This is a genomic window from Mesorhizobium sp. CO1-1-11 (assembly GCF_020164995.1).
Lineage (GTDB): Bacteria > Pseudomonadota > Alphaproteobacteria > Rhizobiales > Rhizobiaceae > Mesorhizobium > Mesorhizobium australicum.
This window is the reverse complement of sequence record NZ_JAIUHE010000013.1, coordinates 126,153-138,371: the sequence shown is the minus strand read 5'-3', so window position 1 is coordinate 138,371 and position 12,219 is coordinate 126,153. Positions and strand designations below refer to the sequence as shown.

Sequence of the window (12,219 nt, the reverse complement as noted above, 5' to 3'; positions counted from 1 at the left end):
AGGTCAGGTCGTCGCGATGACGATCTTGCCGAACGGCCCCTTCTCCAGATGCTCGAAGGCCCGCAGCACCTCGTCGAAACCGAAGACCCTGTCGACGACCGGCTTGATCGCGAGCGCCTCGATCGCCTGGTTCATCCGCTCGAAGGCGCGCCGCTCTGGGATGCTGTCTGATCCACCCGCATCCGCTGTCATCTTTCTAAAATGGCCGCCGACTATTTTCGAAAGCCGTGCGGCAATGCTATTGAGCCCTCATGCTATACGTTGAAATCGCCACCGTGGTCGTCCTCATCTGCGTGAACGGCCTTCTGTCGATGTCCGAACTCGCCATCGTCTCATCGCGGCCGGCTCGCCTGAAGGCGATGATCGACCGCAACGTCAAAGGTGCCGGACGCGCTTTGGCGCTTGGCTCCAATCCCGGCAAATTCCTGTCCTCCGTGCAGATCGGCATCACGCTGGTCGGCGTGCTCTCGGGTGCCTTTTCCGGCGCCACGCTCGGCCAGAGGCTGGCGCAATATCTGGCTACGGCAGGCATCCGCGAGAACATAGCCGACCCGCTCGGCGTCGGCATCGTCGTGGCCATCATCACCTATGCCTCGCTGATTATCGGCGAACTCGTGCCCAAGCAGATCGCGTTGCGCGATCCCGAGCGGGTCGCGGCACGGGCGGCGCCGGCAATGACCATCCTGGCCACCATCTCGGCCCCTCTGGTCTTCCTGCTCGATATTTCGGGCCGTGCCGTGCTCTGGCTGCTCGGCCAGCGCGGCGAAAGCGAGGAAAAGGTCACTGACGAGGAGATCAAGATGCTGGTCGCCGAGGCCGAGCATCACGGCACCATCGAATCCGACGAGCGGCGCATGATCGCCGGCGTCATGCGGCTTGGCGACCGCGCCGTGCGCGCCGTCATGTCACCGCGCACCGATGTCGACTGGATCAACCTGCAGTCCGACGATGCCACGATCCGCAAGCTTCTGATGGACACCCAGCATTCGCGCCTGCCCGCCGGCGACGGCGGGGTGGACGCCATGATCGGCGTCATCCAGACGCGCGACGTGCTGGCCGCTCTGCTCGGCGGCCGCGCGCTCGACCCGCGCAAATATGTGCGCGCGGCACCGATCGTGCACGATCAGGCCGATGCGCTTGATGTGTTGCAGAAGCTGAAGGAGAGCGACGTGCCGATGGCGCTGGTGCATGACGAATACGGCCACTTCGAAGGCATCGTCACCCCCGCCGACATCCTAGAAGCCATCACCGGCGTCTTCCGCTCGGATCTCGAGGCCGGCGAGGAAGAAAACGCCGTCCAGCGCGACGACGGCTCATGGCTTCTCGCCGGCTACATGCAGGCCGACGAGATGGCCGAGGTGCTCGGCATCGACCTGCCGGAGAACCGCGACTACGAGACCGTCGCCGGCTATGTGCTGTCGCACATGCACCATCTGCCGGCGACTGGCGAATGTGTCGACGCGCAGGGCTGGCGTTTTGAGGTCGTCGACCTCGACGGCCGCCGCATCGACAAGCTGATCGCCACCCGCCTGCCCAGCGGCCACCGTGAGATGGTGCGCTGACGGCATATGCATGGTTCGGCCCGCGGCCCTCGACGGCGGCCAATATACTGCGCGGACCGCGAGCTCTACCGCTCGGTGAAGGCGCGGGCGAAGGAATCGAGCATCGGCCGTGCCAGATACTCCAGGAAAGTCCTATCACCGGTGTTGATGAACGCCTCGACTGGCGTTCCGGGATAAAGCTGATCGGGCTTTACGCCGGGCGGCAGGTCGGCCGCGATCCTCAGCTTGGCTCGGAAATAGGGCTCATGCGTTGCCTCGTCGACGAGCCGGTCCGCTGAGATTTGCGCCACCGTGGCTGAGACCTCGGGAGTGAGCCGCGCATTCAAGGCCGACAGCCGCAGCTTCGCCCGCTGGCCGACACGGACCTGATCGAGGTCTTTCGGCCGCAGCCTTGCATCGACGACGAGGCCCGATGCCGTGGGCAGGATCTCCATGATCTTTTCGCCGGGGGCGATCACGCTTCCCTTGGAATTATAGGCCGACGACACCACGATGCCTGCCGCCGGCGCCTTGATCGTCGTGCGGCGCAGCACCGCCTCCGCCGCCCTGGTCTGCTCCTCGACGTCGGCCAGATTGGAGCGAACGTCGTCCAGCTTCGTCAGCGCCTCCTCGACGCGTTGCGTGGTCTGGCGCTCGATCTGCTCCTGGGCTTCGACGATCTGGGTGTTGGCCGTCGCCAGATTGGCCTCCAGCGCCCCGGCCTGCCCGACGAGATCGGCCTCGCTGCGCAATAGCTGGGAGTACTCGGTACGGTTGGTGAGGCCCTTGTCCAGCAGGCCGGTCTTGATGCCGAGTTCGTTCTTCACGACGTCGGCTTGCTGCTGAATGGCCTGCTGCTGGGCCTGCAACCCCACCACCGACTGCCGATGCATGGCGACGCGTTGTGCCAGGATCGATTTTTCCGACCGGAACCGGGCCAGCCTGGCGGCGAATTCCTTTTGCTGCTCGCGAACCAGGATCTCGAAATCGTGCTGGAAAGGTGCCGGCGCCGCTTCGGTGATGGGGCCCATCCTGTCCAACCCATCGCGTTCCGCCTCCAGCCGCGCCGCACTTGCCCTGAGCGCGATCGACTGCCTCACCAGCCGGTTGAGCTCGGCCTGCGCGGCGGTTGGGTCCAGCACGACCAGGTCCTGGCCCTGTTGCACGCGATCGCCTTCATGGACCGGTAGTTCCCTGATGATACCGCCCTCGCGATGCTGGATGCGGATGTTTCCGCCGGTCGCCGAGATCGTGCCTTGCGTGATCACCGCTCCCGACAAGGGAGCGCTGACGGCCCAATAGCCGAAGCCGCCCGCCAGCACCGCTATGGCGACGTAGCCGGTCAGGGCCACGCGTCTTATGTCGGTGCGCGGCTGGCTGTCCCAGGCGAGGCTCTGTGTCGTCATCTCACGATCCGAAACTGCCACCCGCGCGGATTGTCGGGACGAATGACCCGGTCACCACCGTGCTCTGCTGGGGGGCCTTGCCGATGACCGAACGCCGCAGCACCTCGTCGCCAGGGCCGAAGGCTTCGACCATGCCGCCGCGCAAAAGCATCACGCGGGCGCAAGCGGCGGCGATCGAAGGGCGATGGGTGACCACGATGACCGTGACGCCCGCCGCTCGCGCGGCCGAAAGCACCGCCTCGAGCGCGGCCTCGCCGCTGCCGTCGAGATGGGAGCTGGGCTCGTCGAGTACCAGGAGCCGCGGATTTCCGTAGAAGGCGCGCGCCAGGCCGATTCGCTGGCGCTCGCCCCCCGACAGCGCCCTGTCCGACGGGCCGATCATGGTCTGGTAGCCGTCGCGCTGCGCCAGGATCAGCTCGTGCACCTGGGCGCGCCTTGCCGCCTCGACGATCGCGGCGTCGTCCGCTTGCGGGTCGAAGCGGGCGACGTTTTGCGCGATCGATCCAGGAAAGAGCTCAACCTCCTGCGCAAGGTAGCCGACATGCTTTCCAAGCTGGCTCTCGTCCCAGGTCCTGAGGTCGGCGCCGTCGATCCTGATTGAGCCGCCGGTCGGTTGGGCGGCCCCCACGAGCAACCGCGCCAGTGTCGATTTGCCGGCCCCGCTCGGGCCGACGACGGCCAGCGCTTCGCCCGCGCCGATCGCAAAGTTGAGCCGCTTGAGGATGGGTTCCGTGCCGGGTTGGGCGTTCGGCGCCATGAAGAAGACGTCCTGCACGGAAATCGCGCCGGCCGGATCGGGCAGGATCAGTTTTCGCGGCTCCGTCGGACGCATTGCGAGCGCTTTTTCCAGCCGCGTCCACGCCCGCCGCGCGTCGGCGATCTGCCGCCAGGCGCCGATCAGCTGGTCGAGCGGCTGCAGCGCGCGCGACGACACCAGCGAGGAGGCGAAGATCATGCCAGCCGTCATCTGCCCCTGCAGCACCAGCCATGCGCCGGCGCCGAGGATCGCCAGTTGCAGCATCATGCGCAGCGCCCGCGAGGCGCCGCTGAAGATCGCGTTGGCGCTCGAGGAACGGTCATGGAAAGTGAGCGCCGCCGCCACGTGCCGTCCCCAGACCAGCGAGGCATTCCGCACCATGCCCATGGCGCGCAGCGTCTCGGCATTGCGGGCAAAGGCCTGTTCCGCCTGGCTGGCCAACGCCGAACGCTCCGCGGACAAGGCATCGTTCCTGCCGATCGCAAGCTGGTTGGCCACGACGAGGAATAGCAGAAGCACCGCGCCGGCGACCGTCACCCAGAACAGCACCGGATGGATGAGATAGAGCAAGGCGAGGAAGACAGGGGCGAAAGGCAGGTCGAACAGCACCGCCACGCCGCGTGACCTGATGAAGGCGCAGACCGAAGCGAGATCGCGCAGCGGCGACAGGCCGCCGGCATATCTCGCGCCGAGCGAAACGGCGAAGGTGCTGGCACCCAGCTTGCGGTCGACGGTCGCCGCGACGCGCTGCGTGTAGACGGCGCGGATCGCGTCCAGCAGCCCGAGGAAGGCGAGCGCGAGCACCGCGATAGCTGACAGATAGACAAGCGTCTCGACGCTGGAGGACGGCAGCACGCGGTCATACACCTGCAGCAGGTAGAGCGGAATCACCAACAGCAGGATGTTGATCAGCAGCGAGAAGACGCCGACATCGGCGATAGCGCGCAGGAAGACCGGACGCAGGCCGGACGGTCCAGTCATTTCCGCATTTCCCGCCGCTGCATGATCCCGGCCCTTACGCGTGGCCCCCGAATTCGGAACCGCCGTGCAGCGTGCTGCTGGCGATGCTATGCGTGGCGGTGCTGGTGGTGGTGTGCAAAGCGCTCGCCGGCGCGTTGTCCAGCGTATAGGCGCGGATATAGTCGATCTTCATCTCGGCAGGCGTCGCCAGATGATCGGGAGGCGCGCCGGCAAGACCGCCGACCGCGAGATCGGCCAGCATGTACATGGGCTTGTGCATATCGGATGGCGTCGCCGCTTCCGCGACCTGGACACCGTCATAAGTCCAGACGAGCTTGTCCGGCGTCCACAGCAGCCCATAGGTGTGGAAGCCGGCGGTATCCATGGTGTTTACCGTCGACGTCACCTTGGTGTGGGTTCCCGTTTCATTCGAATGCGCCGTCATGATCAACGAGTTCGGGTCCTGCCCGCGCGTCTCGACCACATCCAGTTCCGGCGGCCACGAGCCGTCTGCCGGCAGCAGCCAGAAGGCGGGCCAGGCGCCGGCGTTCTCGGGCAGGTCGGCGCGCATTTCGAAATAGCCGTAGGTTTGTGAGAAGGTGCTGTGCGTATTGAGGATACCTGACGTGTATTCGTAGTTGTTGATCAGGGGCTTGATGTCGGCCGGTGCCTGCGCGGCGGTGATGGTGAGCACGCCGTTATTCACGCTGAACGGGTGGACGGAACTCGTCGGCCCGTAATTGGCGTCGATGTACCATTGCAGCTCGCCATTGCTGGTCAATGTGCTGCCGTTCGGCGCTCCCCATGAGAAGTTGGTATCCCACGTGCCGCCCTGAGCGTTGTGAAGATTGAGCGCGTTGAAATCGTCGCTGAAGGACAGCTTCATGCCGGACAAGTCGATCGGCAATTCGAACTGGTTGGGCTGCAGCTTGTCGATTGTCGTGTCCTTGAACTCGAGGATCTCGCCGGATCCGAGGTTCAGCAGCACGTTCGATCCCGCCTGGATCAGGTTCGAGTGAACGGCATCGAACGACGTGAAACCATAGCCGTTGAGGCGGACGGTGTCGGTGGCGGCGAAATTGGCGATCAGGTCGCTGCCGTTGCCTTTCGAGATGACGAACGTGTCGTAGCCACCGCCGCCATCGATCAGAACATCGTTTCCCGCGCCGCCGTCCAGCGTCTGGTGCCCAGCCTTGGCGGTGATGATGTTGTCCAAGCCGTTTCCGAAAGCGTAGTTGTTGGGGTTTGTGACGATGAGGTTCTCGACATTGGCGGGGAGCTTGTAGCTCATCCACGTGCTGATCGTGTCGATGCCTGCCCCGGCGCCCTCGGCCACCTTGTTGCCCGCCCCATAGAGGTAATAGATGTCATCGCCCGTGCCGCCATGCATGGTGACGTTGAGATTGCCCGCTCCGTAAAACGAGTCATTTCCCGCGCTGCCATACAAGTCGGGCCCGGCCCCAGGCGCCGAGAACCAGTGGTTGGACGTACCGCTATAGGGAAGAGGAACACCCACGGCATTGACGAAGAAGCTCATCGGATACATCCTCCTCGTGAGGCATGGCCGCCTCGAACCGTTCGCTTACGGACTTCCGGATGGCCACGTCGGATCAATGCTGAAAGGAACGATTTCGTTCCGGGGAATCATTACACAACCCACCATAACATCGATCTTTCGGAAGACATATACTTATTGTCCGGGAAAAGAGCGGCGCCTAAGCAAAGATATTTAGTAAAATGGTGTATAAACTAGAAATTGCAAAGGATCTACTTAGATGAATGATCTACTTAGATGACGGCTACCCCTCCGAGCCCATCAGCCTCCCTCCTCGGCGCATGGTGGGCGGGAAGCTTAGGCCATCAGAGAGCGGCTTCGATCGGCTCGGCAAGCCTGGGATTTGAGCGTGCCGCGATCAGGCAACTGGTGACGATGAGACCCGCTCCCGCCAGCGTGGTCCAGGTCACCGCCTCGTCGAAGAAGAGGAAGCCAAGTGCGATCGCCCAGATGAAGGCGGAGTATTCCGTCGGGATCAGATACTGCGCTTCCGCCCGCGCATAGGCCCAGCTCATCAGGAATTGGCCGGCGAGCGACAGCGCCGTCACGCCGGCGAGCGGAAGCCAGAGCTCGCGCGGCAGGGTAATGGCCAGCCAGGGTGACGCGAGACCAAGGAAGACCGCCACGCAAAGGTTCTGGAACAGCATGATCTCGATCGGCTTGGCCACCAGCGCCTGCTGCCGCGCAAGGATCAGATTGTAGGCATAGAACACCGTCGACACCAGCACCGCCGCCGTGCCGAGCAAGGCATCCCTGGCATGGCTTGTCTGCCCGAACTGTCCACCGACGATGATTGCGACGCCCGCAATGCCGGCCAGCGAAGCCCAGATCGCCTGACGCTGTATGCGTTCGCCGAGCAGCAACGCCGCCAGCAGCAGGGCGAACAGCGGCGCCACGAAACTGAGCCCGATCGCCTCCGCCAGCGGCAGCCGGGCAAGCCCCCAGAAGAAGGACAGCAGGACAAAGCCGACGACCGCGGCACGCAGCGCATGCAGCCTGAGCACGGAAGGCGTGGGCAGCGTGCGCGGTCCCGCCGACCAGCCGGCGCCGGCAACCACGGTCGCGAGCATGCTGCGCCACAGCACCGTGTTGTAGACGCCGACGGCAAGGACCAGGACCTTCATCGCCGCGTCCATCCCCGACAGCAGGAAGATGCCAAGCGCGCAGACAAGCACCGGGATCATGGGAGAAACGGCGCCTGCCAGGCTGGATGACTTCACGAGGCCTCTCATGTGACGGATCGCAGCCGGATATATCAGGGCGGACCGGCGGAGCCAGATGGCAGCCCCGCCGATATGGCGGTCCAACCATGGCGACTTGTGGAATGGCTGGGAAAGCTCGCAGCGAGCCCGCCAACCATTGCCGGCTTGTCTAGCGGCGCGTGACCGCGAAAGCGGATATCTGAGCATCGAGTTTCGGCCATGGCATGACGGACCGGCTTTTGCGCTATTCTGGCAAGTCCGCCTTCCGAAGGCCCTCGATATAGTTGTCGCGGTCTTCCACCCGTTGAAACGGGGCAGCACCTCCGCGAGGTCCGAAAGCCGCAATGTGGGATCGAGTTCGCGCAGGCGCGCATCTTCTCCGCTTCAGAAAGCTGTCCCGCCAAGGCATGACTTGCCATCGCGACACGCATCGCGCTCGCGTAGTTCGGCTGCGAGCGCAAAGATCTCGGTTTACGCTTGGCACCTTCGATTTCAGCCTCCTCGACCTTCGGCGTGATTGCGCCGACTACGTTTGAGGCGATCTGATCCTGGAGATCAAAGATCTCCGCCAGAGTGCCGTCAAAAACAGTCGGCCCATAAATGGAGGCCGGTGGAAGAGTCGAGGAGCTGTCCTGTACGGCCAACGTTTTGGCGGCAAGAGATTTGAGTTAGGATGACGCAGCACTGGCGCGCTATAGAGCACCCTTATGAACGAATCTGCCAATAGAGCAGACAGCAACACAGCAGTCGCGAGCGACCTTGCCGACGGCGATCCCCGCCTTGCCTTCATTTATCAGGAGGCGGTGAGAGGCCTCAATCACCAGCAGAACCTCGTCGAGAACATGAACGCCCGCGCCGGCAGCCTCATCTTCGCCACTGCGTTCGCCAACTCGCTGCTTGGCGGAAGGGCGCTTTCCGACGGGCTTGGGCTTTGGGACTGGATCGCGGTGGTTCTGCTGTTCGCCATCGGCGGGCTGATCGTCTTCTTGCTTTGGCCCTACCACAAATACACGTTCCGCTTCGACCCAGAAGAGCTGCTCCATCAATATGTCGACGGCGACAGGCCGGCAAACATGTCGGCCATGCAGCGCGCGCTCGCCCTTCGCATCAAGGCGGACATGGTCAGCAACTGGCGCATTATCCAGCGGCTTCGGGTGGCATTGCAGATTGCGCTGGTCCTTCTGTTGTTCGACATCCTGGCCTGGCTTTTCGCGATCGCGGGTATTTGAGCCGTTCGATATTCGGAGCCGACCCGACCTGGACCGACGACCGCCCTTTGAGGTGGCAGTCTGCCGACGAGCACCTTCGGGAACTGAGGCATCAGCACGACCTTGCCGGTCGAGCCGCCCTCTTCGGGCAAAGGACGAGCACGTGGCTCCCGGGACGGGCGCCTTCGCAAGAGCGCTGTGTCTGCGGCACCCTCACCTGCTTGCGAGGCGCTGAGGGGCGGCGCGGCGTTGCATGCAGATCTTTCGCGCAGCCGCAACTCCTTGCAGGAACGCGAAAAAAGGGCGACGCAAGCGCCGCCCCGTATCCCTTGGAGGACAATCCGATCCGGCGGATCAGGCCGCCTGGGCTTCTCCGGCGATGGCGTCGGCGGCGCGGGCGGCCTTCAGCACCTTGGCCCACCAGGCGACGTCGTTGACCAGCGCGGTGGCGGCCTGATTCAGGTGCTCGAGATCTTCGAGCTTCTTCTCGCCCTGGCGCACGGCCAGGAAATCGCCCCAGGCGATATGGACTGCGGACTTGACCGGCGCCATCTGCAATTCGACGGCGTGGAGACGAAGCTGTTCGACGGCGCGGGCGCCACCGACGCTGCCATAGCCGACAAAGCCGGCCGGCTTCTTGTTCCATTCGTTGGCGGCGTAGTCGATCGCATTCTTCAGCACGGCCGTCGGGCCGTGATTGTATTCGGCGGCGGTGAAGATGAAGCCGTCGAATCCGGCGACCTTCTTCTGCCAGCGCTGTGCGACTTCGTTCTGCGACGGCGCCCAGGCGGAGGAGGCGACCTCATCGAAGAAGGGCAGCGGAAAGTCGCGCAGATCGACAATTTCGACATCGATGTCGGCATGTGCCTTGGCGATCTTGGCGATCCACTGCGTCGGTACGTCGGCGAAGCGGGCGGCGCGCGTCGAACCGATGACAATGGCGATTTTGGGCTTGGACATAAGGGGCTCTCCTTGCGGGAATTTTTGGTATCGTTTGGATACCGGCGCTATATGTGATACTGACAATTTGATGCGCAAGGAGGCACGTTTTTGTTACTGAGGCACCCGCATAACACCGAGGACTGCCGCGCCGTGTCGGAAATCCTGCAGCGCGTCGGCGACAAATGGACCGTGCTCGTGGTCGGCAAGCTGGGCGGCGGACCGCTGCGTTTCAACGAATTGCGCGCCGCCGTCGGCGGCATCTCCCAGAAGATGCTGACCACCACCTTGCGCGGCCTGGAGCGCGACGGCTTCGTCACGCGCAAGGTGTTTCCGACCATTCCGCCGCGCGTCGATTACGAGCTGACGGAGCTTGGTCACGAGTTGCTGGTGCCGGTCGGCGCGCTCGGCGAATGGGCCCGCAAGAACACCCAGCGTGTCCAGTCGGCACGCGCCAGATTCGACGACATGCACGCCTGAAGCCCATGCGCGGCAAGGGATTCGGGACCTGCACTGAGCGGCTCTAGCTGCCCAGGCGAAGTCACGGTTCCCTGAAAGCGACTTGGAAATAGTCCATGGCGCTCGATGCCGGCCCGACGCGCCCGGCCCCCCTCTCGACGATAACCGCATTCCAACGGCAGCCAGTCAGGCTCTTCGCGCCAAGCAAGGCGTCTGGCTGCAGAGTATGCACGTCGCTGTTCGCTGCTTCGCATCCGTGGTGTGCAGGCAGGCAGTGCGCCCAAGGTCCTGTTTGACTTCGGCGTAAGCGGTTATGCCGAGCAGGCAGACCAAGGCCACGAGAGCCGCCGCAAGCCAGCCGTTCAACAGGTGTTGACGCATTGTCTTCCTCCGGTGCCCCGCAGCATTGCGCTTGGAAGGCAACGGCAGCATGTCGCTGAACGCATCGCTTCGCTCGGGCGATGTTACAAATGCCCGGGCTTGGCGGGTATCGAATCAGCTCTCGGCCGGAACCGCCTTCGGCTTGCCCTCGCCGTCGAGCGCCACCATGACGAAATCGGCGTGCGTCACCTTTTCCATCAGGTCGGAAAGATAGCGCTGCGCCCAGGCCTCGACCTTGAGCGTCATCGAGGTGCGGCCGACGCGTTCGACATGGGTGTAGATGCACAGCGTGTCGCCGATCTTCATCGGCTTGGCGAACGACATTTCCTTGACCGCCGCCGTCACCACGCGGCCTCTCGCGCGCTCGGCGGCGCGGATGCCGCAGGCAAGATCCATCTGCGCCATCACCCAGCCACCGAAAATGTCGCCTGCGGCATTGGCGTCCGAAGGCATGGCCAGGGTGCGCAGCGTCAGGTCTCCGATCGGCCGTCCGTCCGCGTACTGCACCATGGGCAGAATCCTTAAGCAGTGAGGTCATCGATCCCGTATCGCCGCTACGGGAATAGGTCAACGCGCGGCGGCTGCTGTTTCCTCGCCCCAAGGCCATAGGCTAACCCTGCATTCGCCCGATTGTGCCGGATTTTCAGCGGCTTCGGGTGTCAGGGAGGTCCTCCCAATCGCCGAGGAACGCGGTTCCTGGAGATCGCACCTCTCAAAAGTAACGTGCGAGGTTAGCGCGGATGCGGTCGAGAACCGTATGCCCGGAAATGTCTGGAACGAATGCCTTGCCGGTGATCGCCTCGTAAGCCTGGGCATACACCCCAGAGGCCTGTTCGACGATCTCGTCCGGAATGCTCGGGATCGGGTCCTTGTAGGGATCGCAGCGCGCGGTCACCCATGAGCGGATGAAATCCTTGTCGAAGCTCTCCGGCCGCGTGCCATCAGCCAGCGCCTGTTGGTAGCTCGCCGCGATCCAGTACCGGCTGCTGTCGGGCGTGTGGATTTCGTCGGCGAGAATGACCGCCCCGTCCTTGTCTGTGCCGAATTCGTATTTCGTGTCGGCCAGGATCAGGCCGCGTTCGGCTGCGCGCGCCTGGCCGCGGGCGAACAGCTTCAAGGCATAATCCGAAACCGTGTCCCACTGCTCCTGCGTGAGCAGGCCCTGCTCCAGGATCTCGGCCCTGGACAGCGGCTCGTCATGGCCGCCGTCGGCCGCCTTGCTGGTCGGCGTGATGACCGGCTCGGCCAGCCTCTCATTGTCGCGCAGGCCGTCTGGCAGGCGCATTCCATACATGTCCCGTTCGCCGCGTCGGTAGCGGGTCAGGATCGAGGTGCTGGTGGTCCCCGCCAGATAGCCGCGCACGACGATCTCGACCGGCAGTATGTCGAGCCTTGTGCCGACGACGACGTTGGGGTCGGGATATTCCAGCACATGGTTCGGGCAGATGTCGGCGGTTTCCTCGAACCAGTACCGCGCCGTCCGGGTGAGGATCTCTCCCTTGAACGGGATCGAGGTCAGGATGATGTCGAAGGCGCTGAGACGGTCGGTGGCGATGATGATACGCCTGCCGTCGGCCAGGTCGTAATTCTCGCGGACCTTGCCTTTGTAATAGCCCGGCAGTTCGGGAATGAAAGCATCCGACAGGACACGCATGGGTTCTCCTGCCTTTGCGCGGAGTGGCCAGGGGCATGATTCCGAAAAGTTGCAGACTTATCGGAAAAAATCATGCCGAAATGATGCTATCCGCATAGTCCGTCGACCCCATGCATATCAAGCGCGATTGTCGGCATTCCCCGAAAGCCGGCCGGTA

Annotated in this window: 11 protein-coding genes and 1 pseudogene; 3 read left to right on the top strand and 9 right to left on the bottom strand. The window is 63.8% G+C overall.

The window, feature by feature from the left end; genetic code table 11:
• Window positions 1-3: 3 nt before the first annotated feature.
• A complete protein-coding gene (locus LB554_RS17260; RefSeq protein WP_224585798.1) occupies window positions 4-192 on the bottom strand; it encodes a zinc-binding dehydrogenase in 189 nt (62 codons plus the stop codon).
• Window positions 193-251: 59 nt separating this feature from the next.
• Here LB554_RS17260 and LB554_RS17255 point away from each other — a divergent pair, with 59 nt between their 5' ends.
• A complete protein-coding gene (locus LB554_RS17255; RefSeq protein ID WP_015316146.1) occupies window positions 252-1,562 on the top strand; it encodes a hemolysin family protein in 1,311 nt (436 codons plus the stop codon).
• Between the two features lie 65 nt (window positions 1,563-1,627).
• On the opposite strand, the gene LB554_RS17250 is transcribed toward LB554_RS17255, so the two are convergent.
• From LB554_RS17250 to LB554_RS17230, 5 genes and pseudogenes are all read right to left on the bottom strand, one after another.
• Window positions 1,628-2,947: an HlyD family type I secretion periplasmic adaptor subunit gene (locus tag LB554_RS17250; RefSeq protein ID WP_224585796.1), complete on the bottom strand. Its 1,320-nt coding sequence runs from the start codon at window positions 2,945-2,947 to the stop codon at window positions 1,628-1,630.
• A gap of 1 nt (window position 2,948) precedes the next feature.
• On the bottom strand, window positions 2,949-4,685 hold the full coding sequence (locus tag LB554_RS17245) for a type I secretion system permease/ATPase (RefSeq protein ID WP_140823240.1): 1,737 nt from the start codon (window positions 4,683-4,685) through the stop codon (window positions 2,949-2,951).
• 34 nt (window positions 4,686-4,719) lie between these two features.
• On the bottom strand, window positions 4,720-6,201 hold the full coding sequence (locus LB554_RS17240) for a family 16 glycosylhydrolase (protein WP_224585794.1): 1,482 nt from the start codon (window positions 6,199-6,201) through the stop codon (window positions 4,720-4,722).
• A 323-nt stretch (window positions 6,202-6,524) separates the two neighbouring features.
• A complete protein-coding gene (locus LB554_RS17235; protein WP_140617724.1) occupies window positions 6,525-7,451 on the bottom strand; it encodes a DMT family transporter in 927 nt (308 codons plus the stop codon).
• A gap of 437 nt (window positions 7,452-7,888) precedes the next feature.
• Window positions 7,889-8,054: pseudogene (locus tag LB554_RS17230) on the bottom strand (CadC-family transcriptional regulator); the annotation flags it as partial.
• 74 nt (window positions 8,055-8,128) lie between these two features.
• Here LB554_RS17230 and LB554_RS17225 point away from each other — a divergent pair.
• Entirely contained in the window at window positions 8,129-8,650 is a 522-nt protein-coding gene (locus LB554_RS17225) for a hypothetical protein (protein WP_224585791.1), read from the top strand.
• A gap of 333 nt (window positions 8,651-8,983) precedes the next feature.
• Here LB554_RS17225 and LB554_RS17220 read toward each other — a convergent pair whose 3' ends face one another.
• Window positions 8,984-9,589, bottom strand: a complete 606-nt coding sequence (locus LB554_RS17220; protein WP_140617723.1) for an NADPH-dependent FMN reductase — start codon at window positions 9,587-9,589, stop codon at window positions 8,984-8,986.
• 90 nt (window positions 9,590-9,679) lie between these two features.
• Between LB554_RS17220 and LB554_RS17215 the strand changes: the two genes are divergently transcribed.
• Window positions 9,680-10,048, top strand: a complete 369-nt coding sequence (locus LB554_RS17215) for a winged helix-turn-helix transcriptional regulator (RefSeq protein ID WP_023770230.1) — start codon at window positions 9,680-9,682, stop codon at window positions 10,046-10,048.
• 474 nt (window positions 10,049-10,522) lie between these two features.
• Here the strand turns inward: LB554_RS17215 and LB554_RS17210 are convergent, their stop codons facing one another.
• Both LB554_RS17210 and LB554_RS17205 read right to left on the bottom strand, forming a co-directional pair.
• The gene (locus LB554_RS17210) at window positions 10,523-10,918 is read right to left on the bottom strand and encodes an acyl-CoA thioesterase (protein WP_013893544.1); all 396 of its coding nucleotides are present in this window, start codon (window positions 10,916-10,918) and stop codon (window positions 10,523-10,525) included.
• A gap of 202 nt (window positions 10,919-11,120) precedes the next feature.
• A complete protein-coding gene (locus LB554_RS17205; RefSeq protein ID WP_140617722.1) occupies window positions 11,121-12,062 on the bottom strand; it encodes a phosphoribosylaminoimidazolesuccinocarboxamide synthase in 942 nt (313 codons plus the stop codon).
• Window positions 12,063-12,219 lie beyond the last annotated feature (157 nt).

Excerpts from the sequence above, each read along its gene's own strand:
- LB554_RS17260 (WP_224585798.1), bottom strand. The coding sequence starts at position 192 with ATGACAGCGGATGCGGGTGGATCAGACAGCATCCCAGAGCGGCGCGCC.
- LB554_RS17255 (WP_015316146.1), top strand. The coding sequence starts at position 252 with ATGCTATACGTTGAAATCGCCACCGTGGTCGTCCTCATCTGCGTGAAC.
- LB554_RS17250 (WP_224585796.1), bottom strand. The coding sequence starts at position 2,947 with ATGACGACACAGAGCCTCGCCTGGGACAGCCAGCCGCGCACCGACATA.
- LB554_RS17245 (WP_140823240.1), bottom strand. The coding sequence starts at position 4,685 with ATGACTGGACCGTCCGGCCTGCGTCCGGTCTTCCTGCGCGCTATCGCC.
- LB554_RS17240 (WP_224585794.1), bottom strand. The coding sequence starts at position 6,201 with ATGAGCTTCTTCGTCAATGCCGTGGGTGTTCCTCTTCCCTATAGCGGT.
- LB554_RS17235 (WP_140617724.1), bottom strand. The coding sequence starts at position 7,451 with ATGAGAGGCCTCGTGAAGTCATCCAGCCTGGCAGGCGCCGTTTCTCCC.
- LB554_RS17225 (WP_224585791.1), top strand. The coding sequence starts at position 8,129 with ATGAACGAATCTGCCAATAGAGCAGACAGCAACACAGCAGTCGCGAGC.
- LB554_RS17220 (WP_140617723.1), bottom strand. The coding sequence starts at position 9,589 with ATGTCCAAGCCCAAAATCGCCATTGTCATCGGTTCGACGCGCGCCGCC.
- LB554_RS17210 (WP_013893544.1), bottom strand. The coding sequence starts at position 10,918 with ATGGTGCAGTACGCGGACGGACGGCCGATCGGAGACCTGACGCTGCGC.
- LB554_RS17205 (WP_140617722.1), bottom strand. The coding sequence starts at position 12,062 with ATGCGTGTCCTGTCGGATGCTTTCATTCCCGAACTGCCGGGCTATTAC.